The 19,347-nt window shown below is 64.0% G+C and carries 13 protein-coding genes; 5 read left to right on the top strand and 8 right to left on the bottom strand.

Annotation, left to right across the window (positions count from 1 at the left end; all coding sequences use genetic code 11):
• Positions 1-38 precede the first annotated feature (38 nt).
• Entirely contained in the window at positions 39-260 is a 222-nt protein-coding gene (locus ACMGGN_RS16815) for a VF530 family DNA-binding protein (protein ID WP_046787783.1), read from the top strand.
• Position 261: 1 nt separating this feature from the next.
• Entirely contained in the window at positions 262-942 is a 681-nt protein-coding gene (locus tag ACMGGN_RS16810) for a Pr6Pr family membrane protein (protein ID WP_012313004.1), read from the top strand.
• Between the two features lie 9 nt (positions 943-951).
• Here the strand turns inward: ACMGGN_RS16810 and ACMGGN_RS16805 are convergent, their stop codons facing one another.
• The 3 genes from ACMGGN_RS16805 to ACMGGN_RS16795 all read right to left on the bottom strand — a co-directional run bounded on the left by ACMGGN_RS16805 (position 952) and on the right by ACMGGN_RS16795 (position 5,475).
• Positions 952-1,710 carry a siderophore-interacting protein gene (locus ACMGGN_RS16805; protein ID WP_115273705.1) on the bottom strand — a complete coding sequence of 253 codons (759 nt, stop codon included), beginning with the start codon at positions 1,708-1,710 and terminating at the stop codon, positions 952-954.
• Positions 1,703-2,248 carry a PadR family transcriptional regulator gene (locus tag ACMGGN_RS16800; RefSeq protein ID WP_039603315.1) on the bottom strand — a complete coding sequence of 182 codons (546 nt, stop codon included), beginning with the start codon at positions 2,246-2,248 and terminating at the stop codon, positions 1,703-1,705. The genes ACMGGN_RS16805 and ACMGGN_RS16800 overlap by 8 nt, the downstream gene beginning before the upstream one ends.
• A gap of 89 nt (positions 2,249-2,337) precedes the next feature.
• On the bottom strand, positions 2,338-5,475 hold the full coding sequence (locus ACMGGN_RS16795; protein WP_414156140.1) for a transglycosylase domain-containing protein: 3,138 nt from the start codon (positions 5,473-5,475) through the stop codon (positions 2,338-2,340).
• A gap of 393 nt (positions 5,476-5,868) precedes the next feature.
• On the opposite strand from ACMGGN_RS16795, the gene ACMGGN_RS16790 reads away from it, so the two are divergent.
• Entirely contained in the window at positions 5,869-7,287 is a 1,419-nt protein-coding gene (locus ACMGGN_RS16790) for an amino acid permease (protein ID WP_115273707.1), read from the top strand.
• Positions 7,288-7,401: 114 nt separating this feature from the next.
• Here ACMGGN_RS16790 and ACMGGN_RS16785 read toward each other — a convergent pair whose 3' ends face one another.
• The gene (locus tag ACMGGN_RS16785) at positions 7,402-9,021 is read right to left on the bottom strand and encodes an FMN-binding glutamate synthase family protein (RefSeq protein ID WP_115273708.1); all 1,620 of its coding nucleotides are present in this window, start codon (positions 9,019-9,021) and stop codon (positions 7,402-7,404) included.
• Positions 9,022-9,122: 101 nt separating this feature from the next.
• Complete coding sequence (locus tag ACMGGN_RS16780; RefSeq protein ID WP_414156139.1) at positions 9,123-13,397, bottom strand: DEAD/DEAH box helicase; 4,275 nt, start codon at positions 13,395-13,397, stop codon at positions 9,123-9,125.
• Between the two features lie 116 nt (positions 13,398-13,513).
• On the opposite strand from ACMGGN_RS16780, the gene ACMGGN_RS16775 reads away from it, so the two are divergent.
• Entirely contained in the window at positions 13,514-13,927 is a 414-nt protein-coding gene (locus ACMGGN_RS16775; protein ID WP_115273710.1) for an NUDIX hydrolase, read from the top strand.
• Here the strand turns inward: ACMGGN_RS16775 and metR are convergent.
• Entirely contained in the window at positions 13,911-14,828 is a 918-nt protein-coding gene (metR, locus tag ACMGGN_RS16770; RefSeq protein WP_012313012.1) for a transcriptional regulator MetR, read from the bottom strand. The genes ACMGGN_RS16775 and metR overlap by 17 nt on opposite strands.
• Positions 14,829-15,024: 196 nt before the next feature.
• On the opposite strand from metR, the gene ACMGGN_RS16765 reads away from it, so the two are divergent.
• Positions 15,025-16,020, top strand: coding sequence for an alpha/beta fold hydrolase (locus ACMGGN_RS16765; protein WP_119688358.1), 996 nt, complete (start codon positions 15,025-15,027; stop codon positions 16,018-16,020).
• Between the two features lie 30 nt (positions 16,021-16,050).
• Here ACMGGN_RS16765 and ACMGGN_RS16760 read toward each other — a convergent pair whose 3' ends face one another.
• Positions 16,051-17,379 (bottom strand): sigma-54-dependent transcriptional regulator, encoded by a 1,329-nt coding sequence (locus ACMGGN_RS16760; RefSeq protein ID WP_046787775.1) that lies wholly within the window; start codon positions 17,377-17,379, stop codon positions 16,051-16,053.
• Positions 17,376-19,280: a sensor histidine kinase gene (locus tag ACMGGN_RS16755; RefSeq protein ID WP_174142055.1), complete on the bottom strand. Its 1,905-nt coding sequence runs from the start codon at positions 19,278-19,280 to the stop codon at positions 17,376-17,378. Before ACMGGN_RS16755 ends, ACMGGN_RS16760 begins: the two co-directional genes overlap by 4 nt.
• Positions 19,281-19,347: the final 67 nt, after the last annotated feature.

Here is a 19,347-nt window from a genome sequence, read left to right as displayed (position 1 = left end):
TGTAATGTGCGCATCTTTTTATCCGCGGGAGTACTGGCATGAGCACGGCCAACCACAACGCGCTGCACGGCAAGACCCTCGAGCAGATCCTCACCGAGCTGGTGGCGCACTACCAATGGCAGGGCCTGGCCGAGCGCGTGGATGTGCGCTGCTTCAAGAGCAACCCGACCATCAAGTCGAGCCTGACCTTCCTGCGCAAGACGCCCTGGGCCCGGGAAAAAGTCGAGCAGCTCTACGTGAAACTGCAGCGCAACGCCTGAGATGCCGCGTCATCCCTGGCTGACCCTGGCTGCAGTGCTTGGCTGGCTGGGCCTGGCTGTGCAGGTGTACCTGGTGCTGCTGGCGCGCTGGCAGGAAGCGGCGAGCCTGATCGGCGGGCTGATCAATGTGTTCGGCTATTTCACGGTGTTGACCAATACCTTGGTGGCGACGGTGCTCAGCTATGCGGCGTTCGGCAGGGAATCAGGCGCCAAGCGCTTCTTCCTGTCGCCCTCGGTAAGTTCCGCCGTGGCCGCCAGCATCGTGCTGGTGGCGCTGGCCTACAGCGTGTTGCTGCGGCATCTGTGGCAACCCGAGGGGTGGCAATGGCTGGCGGACGAACTGCTGCACGACGTGATGCCGGCACTGTACGTTGTGTATTGGTGGTTCGCCGTGCCCAAGGGGCATTTGCGGCTCTGGCACCTGGGGCCGTGGGCGCTGTACCCGGCGGTGTATTTCGGCTACGCACTGTGGCGGGGGAGTGAGATCGGGGTCTACCCGTATCCGTTCATCGACGTTGCAAGCCTTGGCTACGGGCAGGTCATGCTCAATGCCTTGGGCGTACTGGCGGGGTTCTGGGCAATTGCGCTGGTACTGCTTGGGCTCGATCGCTGGCGCGGGCGGCGGCTTGCTCGGCCTGTGCAGGCCCCTTCGCGGGTGAAACCGCGAAAGGACCGGGCCTGACGACGCACATCACTCGTCGTCCGCTGTCCCTTCTGCCCGCCAGTAGGCAGCCGCTTTGAGGGCATCTTCCGGCGCACCTTTCTCCAGCAGCAGCGCCTTGGCCTGCCGGGTCAGCGATTTCTCCAGTGCCACCCAGCTGTACAGCTTGCCCTCAGGCAAGTTCAACCCCTGCACCAGCGCCAGTAAATCCTCATCCCGCTTCACCCAGATGACTTCCACTTCAGCCTTGCTCGGCAGAGGTTGGCGCTCCTGCTCATCCTCGATCTGGATGACCGCCAGCACCCGCCGGCCTGCTGGCAGTTCTTCAAGGCGTCGCCCGATGGCCGGAATGGCTGTTTCGTCACCAATGAGCAGGTAGCTGTCGAAGATATCCGGGACCACCATCGAAGCCCGTGGCCCGGCAATGTTCAGCGTCTGCCCCGGTGCAGCCTGTGCAGCCCAGGTTGATGCAGGGCCATCGCCATGCAGGACGAAATCGATGTCCAGTTCATGATTGACCAGGTCGATGCGCCGCGGCGTGTATTCGCGCATGGTAGGCCGCGCGCCGCCGTCGCGGCCCATATTGCGGGCGTCGATGGCCTGTTGTTGTTCGGCTGTTTCGGCGAACAGCAGCTTGATGTGGTCGTCACTGCCCAGGCTGGTGAAGCCTTCCAGCTCGGCGCCTTTGAGGGTGATGCGGCGCATGCGTGGGGTGAGGTCGGTAACCCGCAGTACCTGCAGGCGGCGCTGGCGGATTTCGTGATTGACGCGGTGGATGGTGTCACTCATGGAGGTTCTCCGTGGCAGGGGCGGCCGGCCCGGCGGCGATGGCCTTGGCAGTGTCGTTGAGCAGGGTGCGGACCCGTTCGATTTCTTCCGCTGTCCAGCGGCCGCTGTGCATGTGCAGGGCATGGCGCAGGTTGCCGACCGCTTCGTGAATTTCTGGCGGGCGGTCGTGGCCACGCAGGGCGCGCTTGCTGACTTCAATGCGCATGCGCACGCCGTCCAGGGCCACGGCTTGATCAGCCAGGGCGGTGCGGCCGGCCTGGGTAATGGCGTAGAGGCGTTTGCTGCCTTGCACCTGGCCGCTGATCAGCTCTGCTTCCTCGAGAAAGTTGAGGGTGGGGTAGATAACCCCGGGGCTGGGCGTGTAGCTGCCATCGAACAAGTTCTCGATCTGGCGGATCAGGTCATAGCCGTGGCCAGGTTGCTCGGCCAGCAGCGACAGCATCAACAGCTTGAGGTCGCCGGGGGCGAATACCCTTGGACCGCGTTCACCCCGGCCGGGGCGGCGTTCGAAGGGGTCGTGGGCGGAATGTTCACGCATGGCAGCGAGGCTCCGTGTGTTTAGATATATCGTAAGATATTACTCAAGATATATCTAAACACAAGCGGTCAAATGCCGATGGTTATCATTTAAATTTTAGATGGGTCACTCGCAAGCCTCGCAACCTGCGGCGGTTTGCACGCGTTCGGATTGCCAGGCTCAAGGTACGGCATGAGGATGGGCGCCATCCCCTTGAGCACCTGCACAGGCAGCGCCGAGGTGAACTTGAACGCCTCCGCAGAGCGCCCTGGCACGAAGGCGGTCAGCGTGCCGAAGTGGTTGTCGCCGAGGAAAAACACGAAGGTGGCGGTGCGGTTCAGCGAACGCGAGCCGATCAACCGGCCCCCGGCGCCGAAGCTTTCGATGCGGTTGTCGCCTGTTCCGGTCTTGCCGCCCATCACCAGCGGGGTGCCGTCCTGCAGCTTGAAGCTGCCGGAAATACGCCGCGCCGTACCTGCGTCCACCACTTGCGACATGGCGCCTTTGAGTGCCCGGGCCACTTCCACCGGGAGAATTCGCTGGCCACGGTCGGGGTCGCTGTTCAGCCTGGTTTCGTAGGGCGTATCGGCGGCGAAGTGCAGCGTATCGATGCGCAGTGTGGGCAGGCGCACACCGTCGTTCTGAATGATGCCGACCAGCTCGGACAGAGCCGCAGGACGGTCGCCGGAGCTGCCGATGGCGGTGGCCAGTGACGGCACCAGGTGATCGAAGGGGTAACCCACGCTCTTCCAGCGCTGGTGAATATCGAGGAAGGCTTCGATTTCCACCATGGTGCGGATACGGCTGTCCCGGGCACCCTGGTGGCGGCTCTTGAACAGCCAGCCATAGACTTCCTGACGCTCGAAGCGGCTGGCGTTGACCATCTCGGTCAGCGAGGCGCTCGGGTTCCTCAGCAGGTAGCCGAGCAGCCACAGGTCCAGCGGGTGAACCTTGGCGATGTAGCCTTGGTCAGGCAGGTCATATTTGCCGGGGCCGTAGGCCTCGTACATCTCTGCCAGACGGCCATCGGTGAGCCTGTTCAGGGCGACCTTGTTTTCCTTGATATGCGCGCGAACAAATGCATTGAAGGTTTCCTGGCCAGCCGCCGGGAACAGATAGCGGTGTACTGCGGCCAGGCGCTGCGGCGTGACGCGCATGCTGTCGAGGAACGTATCCAGGCGTTGCTGGGAGGTTTTGCGCTGGTACTTCCTCCAGAAGCGCATCAGGTAGCTGGTGCCTTCCTTGTCGGCAAAGCGTGCCAGGTATTCCTGGCGGCGCGGGTCCGAATCGTCCTTGAGCAGCGGCACGCGGTTGAATGGCTGCTGGTAGGTCACGTAGCGCACCAGGTCGCGCATCAGGCGAATGAAGGGCAGGTTGATCGACTCGCGCAGGGCTTCTTTGAGGGTCGGGTTGCGCCTGTTGTCCTCCTTGCGGAAGTTGTTGAACACGTGCATGCCGCCGCCGGTGAAGAACGCTTCGCCGGTGTTGGCCGAGTACTTGCGCTCCAGGGCTGCGTCGAGCATGGCATCCAGGCTCTGGTTCTTGCTGTTCAGCGCCAGCCATTCCAGTGACCATTGGGTGATGCGATCGAGCTCGGCGACCTCGACCTTCTTCAGCTCGGCGGCGGGCATGCCAGCATACTTGTCGTGCAGTTCGGCGATGATCTGCAGATAGGTGGTGAGCACCCGCAGCTTGGCCGTCGAGCCCAGTTCAAGCTTGCTGCCTTCGTTGATGTCGAAGGGCTGGTCGGTGCTGTCAGTCTGTACCCGCACCCGTGAGCCATCGACGGTGCGTTCGAACAAGGTGAAGCTGTAGCGCACCTGGTCGGTGGTCTTGCTGGTCAGCAGGCGCTCACCGATCAGGCCGATCTGCGCAGCGAATTCAGGGTCGGAGAGGTTCTTCAGGTACTGGCTGACCTGGAGCTGAAGGTCGGCCTGCAAGGTGCTCGTTGCCGAGAGGTCAAGGCGGTCCAGGTCATACAGCGGGCGGTTGAGCATGCCTGACAGGCGGTTGCGAGCCAGGCTGATGCCTTTGTTGGTGATGATCGGAACGATGGTCGGTTGTGCCACCCAGTCGCGGTACAGCGCCTTGCTGGCCAGCGCTGCGTCGGCCAGGGCGCGCTCGATGATGCCGTTGCCAGCGAGCACGCGGATGTGCGAATCAGTGAGTTCGGCCAGTTCGACGCGGCCCTTGGTCAGGTAATGCGAGGGGCGGCGCTGGGCGATCATCAACGACAGCACCTGACGCAATGCCAAGCCACGTGCGGCCATGCTTTCGGGGTCTGTCGCGGTCGAGGTGAGGGCCTGGTTGACCTGGTCGAAATCGGCGCCGTACCACACACGCAGGCCTTCGGCCATGCCATGCACTTCACCATGGCCGGGCACCGCCGACAGCGGCACGCTGTTGAGGTAGTCGCGCACGATGCGCTGGCGTGCCTCGGTGGTATCAGGCCCGCCCTGGTAGGCGCGCACGCTGGCGGAAATCATCTGGCGGATCTTCTCGGCACCGGAGACCGTCAGGCCGTCCGGTGAATGGCGGTATTTTTCCAGCTGCGTGGCCAGCGTGCTGCCACCGGCGGACTGGCCGGGCAAGGCCAGGTATTTGGCCACCTGGCTGTAGGCGGCCTTGGCGAAGCGCGGCCAGTCGACTGCCGGGTTGTTTTTCGGGTCCTTCGGGTCCAGCAGGTCGCGGTTTTCGATGAACAGCAGGCTGTTGACCATCACCGGTGGGATTGCGGCGAAGTTCGGATACAGGTATTGCGGGTAGTTGTACTGGTACAGCGTGTCGCCGCGGCAATCGATGATCGACAATCCGGCCTGGATTTTCTCGATGTAGGGCGCGAACAGGCCGTGGTCCACGTAGTTCATCAAGGCAGGCGAAAACCGTACCTGCTCGCTGATCAGGTAGTCGCGCTTGAGCAGGCGCGGCAGGAACTCGCCCAGCGCGCTATAGCCCAGACGTTTGTCGAACGGCCCCTCGCCGGGGTAGACGATGGCGTCACTGGGCCCCGGCTGCAGTGAATAGGTAAGGGTGCTGGCCAGCTTGCTGAACTCGCGGGACTGCAGGTCGGACGTACGGAACTCGTCATAGGCGGCAAAGCCGATGGCGGTGATCGCCACCAGCAGGATCAGCAGGATCAGCCGCCACCAAAGCCGACGCTGACGTGGGGACTTTGGCTGCGGCGTGTCGGCCAGAGGTGTTTCGGGTGCTTCCGTTCTGGATGGTTCCGATTGCCACAGTGCGCCCATAGTCTTCAATCCGGCCAGGTATTTTCGTCTTGCTTGTCTGAAGCTTAGACGTTGAAGGCAGTAGGTGAAAAATTTGTAGAAAGTGCAGAAACCCCATGTGGGATATGCGCCTTTGGTGTGGGTTTCTTCTTACAACCAAGTTGCTAGGGTAGTGGGGGTGAGCCAGGAGGCAGCGGTAGGTCTGCGGGTTTCTCTCCAAATTTTGAGTTATTTATAGTGAAAAGCCCTACAGCGAGCTTCCTATACTGCTCGGCCCCTTCGCCCTGCCGGGCCGCTCTACACCGGCACACGGGCCGGCCCACAAGGCCAGCCTGGCAAGCCAACGCCACGCCTATCGGCATGGCCGGCGCTGCACGAAGGTCAAATCCAATAACAAAATGAGGTTGTATTGCTATGCCCGTCGGCAACCACCCTGCCCATGGCGAGACCGCACAAGGCGGCCCGCTCAAGCGTGAACTGGGCGAACGGCACATCCGTCTGATGGCGCTAGGCGCCTGTATCGGCGTCGGTCTTTTCCTCGGTTCGGCCAAAGCCATTGAGATGGCCGGCCCCGCGATCATGCTTTCCTACATCATCGGTGGCCTGGCGATCCTGGTGATCATGCGTGCCCTCGGCGAGATGGCCGTGCACAACCCTGTCGCCGGTTCGTTCAGCCGCTATGCCCAGGACTACCTTGGCCCGTTGGCGGGCTTTCTGACCGGTTGGAACTACTGGTTCCTGTGGCTGGTGACCTGCGTCGCGGAAATCACCGCCGTGGCCATCTACATGGGCATCTGGTTCCCGGACGTGCCACGCTGGATCTGGGCCCTGGCGGCGCTGGGCAGCATGGGCGCGGTGAACCTGATCGCGGTCAAGGCTTTCGGCGAGTTCGAATTCTGGTTTGCCTTGATCAAGATCGTCACCATCATCGCCATGGTCCTGGGCGGCATCGGCATCATCGCCTTCGGCCTGGGCAACGACGGTGTGGCAGTCGGTATCTCCAACCTGTGGAGCAATGGCGGGTTCATGCCCAATGGCGTGACCGGTGTGCTGATGTCGCTGCAGATGGTGATGTTCGCCTACCTGGGCGTGGAAATGATCGGCCTGACTGCCGGCGAAGCCCGCAACCCGCAAAAAACCATCCCGCAGGCCATTGGCTCGGTGTTTTGGCGCATTCTGCTGTTCTACGTCGGTGCCTTGTTCGTGATCCTGTCGATCTACCCGTGGAATGAAATCGGCAGCCAGGGCAGCCCGTTCGTCATGACCTTCGAGCGCCTGGGTATCAAGACAGCAGCCGGCATCATCAATTTCGTGGTGATCACTGCCGCGCTGTCGTCCTGCAACGGCGGTATCTTCAGCACCGGGCGCATGCTCTACAGCCTGGCGCAAAATGGCCAGGCGCCAGCCGTCTTTGCCCGTACTTCGAAAAACGGCGTGCCACGTAACGCGCTGCTGCTGTCCATCGGTGCCTTGCTGCTGGGGGTGCTGGCCAACTACCTGGTGCCAGAGAAGGTGTTCGTCTGGGTGACGTCGATCGCCACCTTCGGCGCGATCTGGACCTGGGTGATGATCCTGCTGGCGCAGCTCAAGTTCCGCGCCGGGCTGTCGGCCGCCGAGCGCAAGGGCTTGAAGTACCGCATGTGGCTGTGGCCGCTCAGTTCCTACCTGGCGCTGGGCTTCCTGGTGCTGGTGGTTGGCTTGATGGCGTACTTCGAGGATACCCGTGTGGCGCTGTACATTGGCCCGGCGTTCCTGGTGCTGCTGACGGTGCTGTACTACGCGTTCCGCCTGGCGCCGAAAGAACTACAGGGTGTAGCCGGTAACGCTTCCTGATGTGAGATAGCCGGGGCCGCTTTGCGGCCCTTTCGCGACACAACAGCAGATAGCGTATCCCGGTAGGAGCGGCCTTGTGTCGCGAAAGGGCTGCGCAGCAGCCCCAGGGGTCTATCAGGCCGCCACCTCACTGTGCGGCTCGAAGCTGTCCGCCCGCGCCAGCTGCCACATCCGCGAATAGAACTGCCCGTCCACCTCGCCAGTCAGCAACTCCCCCGGCTTCAAGAACACATGCATCTGCGAGAACAGCTTGATTTCGGTAGCCGACACGCGCCGCACCAAGTGCTTGGCTTCCAGTTGCGCGGGGTGTTCCAGGCCGGCCGCTGCGAGCATTTCTGCCAGGGCGCGCAAGGTGTTGTGGTGGAAGTTCACGACCCGCTGGGCTTTGTCCGGGACCACCAGCGCACGCTGGCGCAACGGGTCTTGTGTGGCCACGCCCGTGGGGCATTTGTTGGTATGGCAACTCTGCGACTGGATGCAGCCGATGGCGAACATGAAGCCGCGAGCAGAGTTGGCCCAGTCGGCACCGATGGCCAGCACGCTGGCGATGTCGAAGGCGCTGACGATCTTGCCGCTGGCGCCAAGCTTGATCTTGTCGCGCAGGTTCAGGCCGACCAGGGTGTTGTGCACGAACAGCAGCCCTTCGCGCAGCGGCACACCGATATGGTCGGTGAACTCCACCGGTGCGGCACCGGTACCACCTTCCTTGCCATCGACCACGATGAAGTCGGGCAGGATGCCTGTTTCCAGCATGGCCTTGGCGATGCCCATGAATTCCCACGGGTGGCCCAGGCAGAACTTGAAGCCCACCGGCTTGCCGCCGGACAGCTCACGGAGACGGGCGATGAACTGCATCATCTCGATGGGTGTGGAGAACGCGCTGTGGCGGGATGGCGAGATGCAGTCCTCACCCATGACAATGCCGCGGGTCTCGGCGATTTCCCGGGTGACCTTGTGCTTGGGCAGGATGCCGCCGTGGCCGGGCTTGGCGCCCTGGCTCATCTTGATCTCGATCATCCGCACCTGCGGGCTGCGCGCCTGGGCGGCAAAACGCTCGGGGTCGAAGCGCCCGTCCGCTGTGCGGCAGCCGAAGTAGCCGCTGCCCAGTTCCCACACCAGGTCGCCGCCGTGTTCGCGGTGGTAGGGGCTGATGCTGCCTTCGCCGGTGTCATGGTGGAAGTTGCCCAGCTTGGCCCCTTGGTTGAGCGCGCGGATGGCATTGGCACTCAGCGAGCCAAAGCTCATGGCGGAAATGTTGAAGATCGATGCCGAATAGGGCTGGCTGCACTGCGGTCCGCCAATGATGATCCGGAAGCTTGAGGGGTCGGCCAGCGGGGCCGGGCGCATGGAGTGGCCGATGAACTCGAAGCCAGACTCGTACACGTCGATCAGCGTACCGAAGGGCTTGTCCGACGCTTCGTTCTTGGCCCGCGCGTACACCAGCGAGCGCTGGGCGCGGGAGAAGGGCAGGGCATCGCTGTCGGCTTCCAGAAGGTACTGGCGGATCTCCGGGCGAATGCCCTCGACCAGGTAGCGGATGTTGCCCAGTATCGGGTAGTTGCGGCGTACCGCGTGGCGTTGCTGCAGCAGGTCGAACAAACCGATCAGGCTGAGCACGGCCGTAATCAGGGTGAACGGCCACAGCCATTCATGGTTCAGGAACGGCAGGCTCGCCACGGTGAACAGAACACAGGCGGCAAACACGGCATAGCGACTGAGAAGTGACAGGCTCATACGGGGTCCTTACGATGGCGCGGTCAGGCTCAGGGCCTGGGGCAAACCCCGACCATAGCCCGGTTGCGCAGCGCTGAACATGAAAATCGGGGTATCGAAAATCATTCGCGCAGCAGTTTCTGCCGCCACCGTTGCTGCTCTTCATTCGTCGCTTGCACCAGGTAGGCGTAGCGGTTGGCAACTCGCACTGCCACCGGCACGCCATCGCGGTACAACACACGATTGCCACCGGCCGCCGGCACCTTCGCTCCGGGCAGCAGCGACCCGATCAGGTTCAGTGGGTCACTGGCACTGACCACCACCAGCGCGCCCTCCATCTCGCGCCGGCGTACCTGGCGCAGCAGCCCGACCGCTTCGGGCAGGGCGAACTGCTCCCCGGCCAAGCCGGCGATGAAGCGCCCGCCGCGAATCTCGCCGCGCGCCTCAAGCCGGTGGCAGCAGCGCAGCAGCTCACGCCAGGGTGGCAGCACATCACTCTCGCGCTCCAGCAGCCGCCAGCAGATCACGCCATAGCGTCTTAACAGGGTGCGGGCGAGGTGTTCCAACCGTTGCCCGTCGTCCACTTCGGCATTGCCCCTGCGTAACAGCGCCCAGCGCCCGGCGTGCGCCATGCTGGTGGAAATCGGCGCATGGCCGCGCCGGCTGTTGCGCGATGAGCGTTTCGCCGCCGGGGTGATAAGGCTACGCAGCCCGGTAAAGCTGTCGGCACTTGCAAGGCCCGAACCGACCAATTCCTGTAACGCCGTTTCCAGCTCGCTGGGCAACAAGTGGGCTTGCTGGGTCAGTTCGTCGAAGAACAGAGCGCCATGCGCCTGCAATACCTGATGCACACGTTGCGCACGCGGGCTTAGCTCGTCCAGAGCCGGCGCAGGTACAAGGCTGCGCCACAAGCCCAGGTGTTGACGTGGCAACAGCACCAGCGGCGTACTCGCCAGCGTACTGCTCGACACTTTGCCCGCCAGGCGGCTCCAGGCGAACTGCCCGCTACGGCACGCCTCGTCGAGCCAGTGAATGCTGTAGTCCTTGATCCGTGCCGGCAGCAGCTCTGCCTCCCAGGCGCCGGCCGCGGCTGGGAAACCCTGCAACTGCTCAAGCACCTCGGCCACAGCGTGCGGCCCACGCAATTTTTCGTCGGCCGCAAGGTGCTGCCAGTCAAACACAAAGCGCATGAAGTCCTGCAGGCTTACCGGCTCGATCTCCCGGCGCAGGCGTTTGACTGTGTAGCGATGGATACGCGCCAACAGGTGGCGTTCGCACCATTGCCGTTGCACCTCACCTGGGCTGAACTGGCCGCGCAGTACGTAGCCCTCTGCTTCCAGGCGGGCCAGTGCCTGTTCGATGGCTGCCTGCGGCTTGCCCAGTGGTGCCGCGATCTGCGCCAGGGTCAGCGGGCCGTGGCCGCTCAGGCGGGCGCGCAGCAGCTCGCTCAGTGCACTGTCCGGGTCCAGGGCCTGGTCGAAGCCGGGGAGCACGTGGAGGGAGGGCTCCAGACGTGCATCCGGATACAGCGCTTGGAGCAGGCTCAGGCGCTCGCGGGCCAGCCACAGGTGTTCGTCGGGCAAGCGTAGCGCCCGGCCCGCCTTGGCCAGTTGCCTGAGCAGCAAGCCCCAGGTCGGGTTGGCTTGGACTTCGTGCTGGCTGATGGCGCCCAGGCTCATCAAGGCTTCGTGCATTTCGTCGGCGCTGCCGGGTTGCGGCCAGGCCTCTGCCTGGACAGCGCTGATGGCATCGGCGTCCAGCGCGCCCAGGTCGTCGCCACTGTGCACCTCGTTCCAGCGTCGGTTGAGTACCGCCTGGGTTCGGCGCTCCTCCAGCGGTGCATCATCAAGGAACGCATATGGCCTAGCGTTGAGGATGGCCGAGGCCAGCGGCGAGGGGGCCGGCAGGTCGCGGCTCAGCAAGCGCACCTGGCCGCTTTCCATGCGCCTCAACAGTGCCATCCAGCCCTCGCTGTCCATGGCTTCGTGCAGGCAGTCGTCGAGGGTCTGCTCGATCAGCGGGTGATCCGGGATTTGCCGTTCACCGACGATGTTTTCCAGGCAGGCGATCTGGTCGGGGAACACGGCGGCAATCAGGTCTTCGCTTTTCATTCGCTGGATCTGCGGCGCCACCTTGCGTCCGCCGACGTAGCGCGGCAAGGCCATTGCCACTGCCGCGTTCCAACGCCAGCGCACCCCGAACAAGGGCGCATCGAGCAGGGCCTGGATGAGAATGTGCTCGGCGTTGCGGCTGGACAGGTAGCGCCAGACTTCGTCCAGCTCGAAACTGTGGCTGGTCGACAGTGACAGCACGATGGCGTCCTCGCTGGCTGCCGCCTGCAATTCGAAATTGAACGTGCGGCAGAAGCGTTTGCGCAGCGCCAGGCCCCAGGCGCGGTTGATGCGGCTGCCGTAGGGCGAATGGATGATCAACTGGGTGCCACCGGATTCGTCGAAGAAGCGCTCCATCACCAGCGTGTGTTGCGAGGGCAGGGCGCCCAGCACTTCACGGGTACGCCCCAGGTAATCGAGCAGTTGGCTGGCGCAGGCCTCGTCCAGTGCATAAGTACTTTGCAGCCATGACAGCACTGGGGCAAAAGCGCCGTTACTCAGCCCCAGTTGCTCATCGAGACGTGCCTGCAGGCGGGCAACGGCGGCGGACAATTCGTCACTGCGTCCCGGCGCCTCTCCTAGCCAGAACGGAATGGTCGGCGGCAGGCCGTGGGCGTCTTCGACCCTTACCCGGCCGGGTTCCACCCGCAGGATCCGATAGGACGCATTGCCCAACTGAAAGATGTCGCCAGCAATGCTCTCCACGGCAAAGTCTTCGTTGACGCTGCCGATGTTCAGCGCCTGCGGCTCCAGCAGCACAGCGTAGTCGGCGGTTTCGGGGATGGTGCCGCCGCTGGTGAGCGCGGTCAGCTGGCTACCGCGGCGCCCGCGCAAGGTGCCGCTCACCGCGTCGCGGTGCAGGTAGGCGCTGCGAATGCCTTGGCGTCCGTTGTAGCCTTCGGCGAGCATGCTTAGCAGCGCTTGGTAGTGCTTGGTGTCCAGCTCGGTGTAGGGCGTTGCCTTGCGCAGGCAGTCGAACAATGCCTGTTCCTGCCACGGCTGGTTGCTGGTTTCGGCGACGATCTGCTGGGCCAGTACGTCCAGTGGCGCATGGGGTATGTGCAACTGCTCGAGCTCGCCCTGTTGCACACAGTCGAGCAGGGCCGTGCACTCGATCAGGTCATCCCGCGAGGTGGCGAACAGGCGCCCTTTGGGGATGCCTTCGACCTGGTGCCCGGAGCGGCCGACCCGCTGCAAGAACGCGGCGATGGAGCCTGGCGAGGCGATCTGGCAAACCAGGTCGACATCACCGATATCGATACCCAGCTCCAGGGAAGCCGTGGCGACCAGCACCTGCAACTGGCCGTTTTTCAGGCGCTGCTCCGCATCCAGGCGCAGCTCCTTGGCCAGGCTGCCGTGGTGTGCGGCCACGGCCTCTTTGCCAAGGCGGTCGCTGAGGTGGCGGGTGAGGCGTTCGGCCAGGCGCCGAGTGTTGACGAATACCAACGTGGTGCGGTGTTCACGGGCCAGAGCTGCCAGGCGATCGTAGACCAGGTTCCACACATCCGTGGCCATGACCGCGCCCAAGGGCACGGGGGGCACTTCAAGGGCAAGGTCGCGCTGGCGGGCGTGGCCGATATCGACGATTGCGCAAGGTCGTTGGTGGCCGGCCAGGAACGCGGCCACGCGCTCCACCGGGCGCTGGGTGGCAGACAACCCTATGCGCCGCAGCCCCCGCCCGGTGAGCGCTTGGAGGCGCTCCAGCGTCAGTGCCAAGTGAGCGCCGCGCTTGTTGCCGGCCAAGGCGTGAATCTCATCGACGATCACCGTGTGCACGCCGCTCAAGCCAGCGCGGCCCGAGGCAGAGCCCATCAGCACGTAGAGCGACTCAGGCGTGGTCACGAGGATGTGCGGGGCCAGTTTGCGCATGGCCGCGCGTTCTTTTTGCGGTGTGTCGCCGGTGCGTACGGCAGTGGTGATGCGCGGCGGCGTCAGCCCCTGGTCTAGCAGTGCCTGGCTGATGCCTTCGAGCGGCGCCTGCAGGTTCAGGCGAATGTCATTGGACAGTGCCTTGAGCGGCGAAACGTACACTACCTGGGTTTGCGCGGGCAGTTCGCCGTTGTGTTCAAGGCCCTCACGGAACAGCTCGTCGAGCACCGCGAGAAAGGCGCTCAAGGTTTTGCCCGAGCCGGTCGGCGCGGCCAGCAGCATCGATTGGCGGGCGTGAATCAACGGCCAGGCGCGGGCCTGGGCGTCGGTGACCGTGGCGAAATGGCGACGGAACCAGGTGCCGATGGCGGGGAGGAACAGCTCAAGCACCGGGTGCTGTTGGGCAGGCAGGTTCATGAGAAGGTTATGGAGGGTCGCTGGCAGATTGGCAAGGGACCGTTCGTCTGTGAAGCCGGCTTGCCGGCGACAGGGCTCCATGGGATCCTCACGGGCTTTTCTGAGTGAGCCTGACCATGCCCAATGTTATCCGCATCGCCGCTGCCCTGTTGATCGACCCACTGGGTCGAACCCTGCTGGTACGCAAACGTGGTACTCAGGCGTTCATGCAGCCTGGGGGCAAGATCGATGCGGGTGAAACGCCGCTGGACGCACTGGTGCGCGAACTGCATGAGGAATTAGGGTTGCGCATTGACCCTGCTCGGGCCATCCCGCTGGGCCGTTTCAGCGCACCGGCCGCCAACGAGCCCGGCTTTGAGGTGCAGGCCGAGCTGTTCCGGGTCGACAGCGCCGAGGCCGTGGTCCCGGCGGCGGAAATCGAGGAAGTGATCTGGCTGGCCGCTGACCAGGCACCGATGCCTGAGCTGGCGCCGCTGACCCGCGACCTGATACTGCCGCTCTACCGCAAGGCTCTCAGCGTACCGCGCTGACCCCATCGAGCGTGGCGAACGAGGTGTCCTTGGCGGTGAGCAGGAAGTCGCGCATGTAGGGAGCGTCGAGCATGTCGGTGCGTACTCCCGCATAGAGTGTGGCGAACAGGCCTTTCTCGCCCAGGCGCTTGCCCTTCACATACCCGCGCGAACTGTACTCATGCAGCGCCCAGTGCGGCATGCCACACACTCCGCGGCCGCTGGCCACCAGTTGCATCATCATCACCGTCAGCTCCGAGGTGCGTACGGCCGCCGGCTCGATGTCGGCTGGTTCCAGGAAGCGGGTGAAGATGTCCAGCCGGTCGCGCTCCACCGGGTAGGTGATCAGCGTCTGGTCGAGCAGGTCCTGGGGCACGATGTAAGGCTTGCTGGCCAGCGGGTGCTGGTTGGCCACGGCGAGCATGGCTTCATAGGTGAACAGCGGCACGTAAGTGATGCCGGCAAGGTCCAGTGGGTCGGAGGTCACTACCAGGTCCAGGTCGCCACGGGCGAGGGCGGGCAGCGGCGCGAATGCGAAGCCCGAAGCCAGGTCCAGCTCCACTTCCGGCCAAGCATCACGGAACTGGTCGATGGTGGGCATCAGCCATTGGAAGCAGCTGTGGCATTCGATGGCCATGTGCAGGCGCCCGGCAGTACCCCCGGCTAGGCGGGCGATGTCACGTTCCGCACCACGCAGCAGCGGCAGGGTGGCATCTGCCAGTTGCAGCAAGCGCAGGCCGGCGCTGGTGAAGCGGATAGGTTTGGTCTTGCGTGCGAACAGCGGCAGGCCCAGGCGTTCTTCAAGCTCCTTGAACTGATGCGACAGCGCCGACTGGGTCAGGTGCAGACGCTCGGCAGCCTCCACCAGGCTATCGGCCTCGCGCAGGGCATGAAGGGTTTTCAGGTGGCGGATCTCCAGCACGGCTGACTCCGAGAGCATAATTTGAGTGAACAGAGAATGAGTTGAGTTTCCCTCATGTTGGTCCCGCTGTCGACTGGACCTTGCGCCGCACCACTGGGCGGGCTTCATCAAACTGTCACGGAACTGTGGCAGCGCGCCCGAACGATTTTCATCAGACTCGCGCTCTACTGGGGATCTGCATTCTGGTGTTTCTTTCATGCGGGCTTTTTTGCTTTTTTTCTTGTTCCTTGTCAGCGTGCCGGCGAGCTTCGCCGATCAGCGTTGTGACACTCAAGTACCGGTCCAACGGGCCGAAGCAGGCGATCTGAGCCTGGTTTACCAAAGTGTCGGCGCGCCACGGGACCCGGCTTTGCTGCTGGTCATGGGCTTGGGTGGGCAACTGATCCACTGGCCGGATGATGTGGTCGAGGCCTTGTGTCGACAAGGCTTTCGGGTCATTCGCTACGACAACCGTGACGTTGGCCTGTCGCGCTGGAACCAACAGCCTCCCTCGGCCAATCTCACGGTCGAGCTGTTGCGCTACAAGTTCGGCCTGCCGGTTGCCGCGCCCTATACGCTGACCGACATGGCGGGTGACGGGCTGCGCCTGATGGACACATTGGGGATTGGTCAATTCCATGTTCTGGGTGTCAGCATGGGTGGGATGATCGCCCAGCACATGGCTGCAATGGCGCCGGAGCGGGTGCGCAGCCTGACACTGGTCATGTCCAGTTCTGGCGCTGCAGGCCTGCCGGCGCCAGCCCCAGCGCTGGTGCAGTTGCTGGCCCGGCGCAGTGCGCCGACTCGGGAAGTGGCCATCGAGCAGCAGGCCGACCTGCTGGCGGCGTTGGGCAGCCCCCAGGTGCATGATGACCGGGCCGCTTTGGTACAGCAGGCCGCGCAGGCCTATGACCGGGCGTTCAACCCTGAAGGTGCCAAGCGTCAGATCATGGCGATCCTGGCCGAGCCAAGCCGGGTAGCGCTGCTCAACCAGCTGCGCGTACCGACATTGGTGGTGCATGGGACGGCTGACCCTTTGTTGCCGGTGATGCATGGGGTGCACCTGGCGGCGCATATCCGCGGTAGCCAGCTGCGGCTGATCCCGGGGTTGGCACATCGGTTCCAGGAGCCCTTCAAGGCACCGTTGCTGGGGGCCGTGCTGCCTTACCTGCAGTCACATCGCGAGGACGTGACACATATTGCCGGGTTATGAAAGTGGCGTAGGCCTTCCTCTCGCAGACGTTCAGCCCAGCCCGTACTTTTTCACTTTGTCGAACAGCGTGGTCTTGGCCATGCCCAGCTCCTGGCTGGCCTGGCTGAGGTTGCCGCCGGTGCGTTGCAGGGCATCGCTGAGCAGATTGCGCTCGAACGCCTCTACCGCTTCGGCAAAGCCCAACCCTTGGCTGGCGCCACCGCTCGGGCCTTTCTTGAACGCTGGCAGGCCCAGGGCATAGCGCTCGGCAACGTTGCGCAGTTCCCGCACATTGCCGGGCCAGTCATGGGCCATCAGGCGCGACAGGGTCTGGCTGTCCAGTGTCGGCATGTCCCGGTCGAAGCGCAGCGCCGACTGCTGCAGGAAGTGTTCGAACAGTTGCAGGATATCTTCACGGCGCTCGCGCAGTGGCGGCAACTCCAGGGTTACCACGTTGAGGCGGTAGTACAGGTCGCTGCGGAACTGCCCACTCTGGCCGAGCTGGTCGAGGTCGGCCTTGGTTGCGGCGATCACCCGGCAGTCCACCGCAATGCTCTGGTTCGAGCCCAGGCGCTCCAGGGTGCGCTCCTGCAGTACCCGCAGCAGTTTGATCTGCAGGTTGATCGGCATGCTCTCGACTTCATCGAGGAACAAGGTACCGCCATTGGCGTGCTCGATCTTGCCGATACGGCGCTTGCCTGCGCCGGTGAAAGCGTTGGCCTCGTGGCCAAAGATTTCGCTCTCGAACAGGTTTTCCGGCAGGCCGCCACAATTGAGCGCCACAAACGGTTGGTTCTGGCGCCGGCTGAAATCGTGCAGGCAACGGGCGACCAGCTCTTTGCCGGTACCGGTCTCGCCTTCGATCAGCACGTTGGCCGAGGTGTCGGCAACGTTAGCGATCAGCTCACGCAATTGCTCCATGGCGGGCGAGCGGCCGATGATGCGGCCTTCCAGGCTGCTCTGTTCGGCCAGTTGGCGGCGCAGGGCCAGCACTTCGCGCGATAGCCCGCGCTGTTCGAGCGCGCGGCGCACCACGTCGACCAGGCGTTCCGGCGAAAAGGGCTTCTCCATGAAGTCGTAGGCACCATTGCGCATGGCGCCGACGGCCATGTCGATATCGCCATGGCCGGTGATCAGTACCACCGGCAGGCTGCGGTCGCGCGCCTTGAGGCGGTTGAGCAGTTCCAGGCCGTCGATGCCCGGCAGGCGGATGTCACTGACGACGATGCCGGCGAAGTCATCACCGATCCGTTCCAGCGCCTGTTCGGCGCTACCGACACCCTCGCAGGCGATGTCTTCCAGGGCCAGCGCCTGCTGGCAGCCGAGCAGCACATGCGGGTCGTCTTCAACGATCAGGACGGTAAGAGGCGCTTGGTTCATGGGAGCTCTGCCGATTCATTAGGGGGGGACACCAGCGGCAGGGCGAGAACGAAGGCCGTTCCGCCACTGACAGGGTGCTCGACGTTGAGGCTGCCCTTGGCGGCGGCGGCAAGGCTCGCCGACAGGGTCAGGCCCAGGCCCAGGCCGTGTTCGCCCGGTTTGGTGGTGAAGAAGGGTTCGAACAGGTGCTTGCGCGCCTCGTCATCGATGCCGTGGCCATTGTCGCGTACCCGCAGGCGGTACTTGTCGCCTTGCAACTCGCCTTCCAGCCAAAGCTCAGGTGCCGGCTGGGCAGCCATGGCGTCCAGGGCATTGCCGATCAGGTTGACCAGAATCTGCTCCAGGCGGGTCTGGTCAATGGCCAGTTGCAGGTCGTCGAACTGGCTGTGCAGCTTCAGGTGGCAGCCACTGATGCGACTGGCCAGCACCTGCAAGGTGGCCTCCACGGCCTTGGCCAGCGATGCCTGGCCGCGGTCGTCACCACGCCGGGCGAACGAACGCAGGCTGGCGGTGATGCGGCCCATGCGGTCGATCAGTTCGTTCATGGTGCGCAGGTTGGTACTGGCGGTGTCCAGCGCGCCGCGTTCGAGAAAGCGCACGGTGTTGCCGGACAGTGTCCGCAGCGCCGCCAGCGGCTGGTTGAGCTCGTGGGCGATGCTGGTGGACATCTGCCCGATGGCTGCCAATTTGCCGGCCTGAACCAGTTCGTCCTGGGCGTGGCGCAGGGTTTGCTCGGCGTGACGGCGTTCACGGATCTGCCCCTTGAGCCTTTCGTTGCTGGCGCGCAGGTCGGCGGTGCGCTCGGCAATGCGCCGCTCCAGCTGGCTGTTGGCTTCTTCGAGCGCTTCGCGTGCAGCCAGGCGGGTGGCGATCACCTTGCGCCGCTCGTTCCAGGCGATACCCAGGATCGCCAGCAGGGCGAACGCCACGCCTACCAGAATGCCTTGCACCATCGATTCGCGGCGCAGGTCCTGCAGGGGAGTGAGCAGGGTGAAATGCCAGGGGGTATCCACCAGGCGCCGGGTTTGCGCCAGGTAGGCCACCTCCTGCGCTTTGCCGTGGGCGGTTTCACTGTTGGCCGGGAAGGTCAGCTTCTCTACGCCATCGGCCAGCGTCTCGCGGGCCAGCGGCTGCAGCTCGTTCAGCGGCCACCAGTAATATTGCAGGCTGCGCGCCAGGCGCTCCTTGATCTGCGGGGTCATGGGGCGCACCGACTTCAGGCGCCGCGCCGGGTCGCTGGAGAGGATGATGATGCCGTTTTCGTCGCTGACGAACGCTTCCAGGCGGGCGCGTTGCCAGCGTTCTTCCAAGGTGTCCAGGCGCACCTTGATCACCGCCACGCCGATGATCTTGCCGTGTTCTTCCAGGCCATGGGCCAGGTAATAGCCGGCCTCGCCGGTGGTGCTGCCAATGCCGTAGAAACGGCCCGGCTCGCCGCGCACGGCGGTCTGGAAATAGGCGCGGAAGGACAGGTCTTCACCGAGGAACGAGTCGGCATCGCGCCAGTTGCTGGTGGCCTGTACCCGGCCATTGGTATCGAGCACGAAGATAGCCCGGCTGCGGCTGCGGCGGTTGAGGCCTTCGAGGTATTCGTTGACGGCCTGGCGTGAGCCGCCGTCTGGGTCGGTGAGCAGGTGCGAGACGCTGTCTTCCAGCTCCAGCAGGCTCGGCAGGTAGGTGTACTTGCTGATTTCACTCTCGACCGTACGCGCGTGCAACTCCAGCTGGCGCTCGCCGTTTTCACTAAGGGCGCGTATGCCATTGCTTTCGCTGATCAGGTAGCCAGACAGGCCCAGCCCGACCATCAGCAGGATGATCAGGGGCGGCAGCAGCAATTGGCGGATCAGGCGGGATTTCACGGCAGGCTTGGCAGGGAGAAGTAGCGAGGGGTCGCATTTCATCACAGTGGCCTTGTCACGACCAGCATCCGCTGCCCGGTGGGGCCCGGGGCAGCAGATACTGTGGCCG

The organism is Pseudomonas sp. BNK-30, assembly GCF_047456185.1.
GTDB lineage: Bacteria > Pseudomonadota > Gammaproteobacteria > Pseudomonadales > Pseudomonadaceae > Aquipseudomonas > Aquipseudomonas putida_E.
Note: the sequence above shows the minus strand (reverse complement) of the source record. Positions and strands in the feature narration are given on the sequence as shown.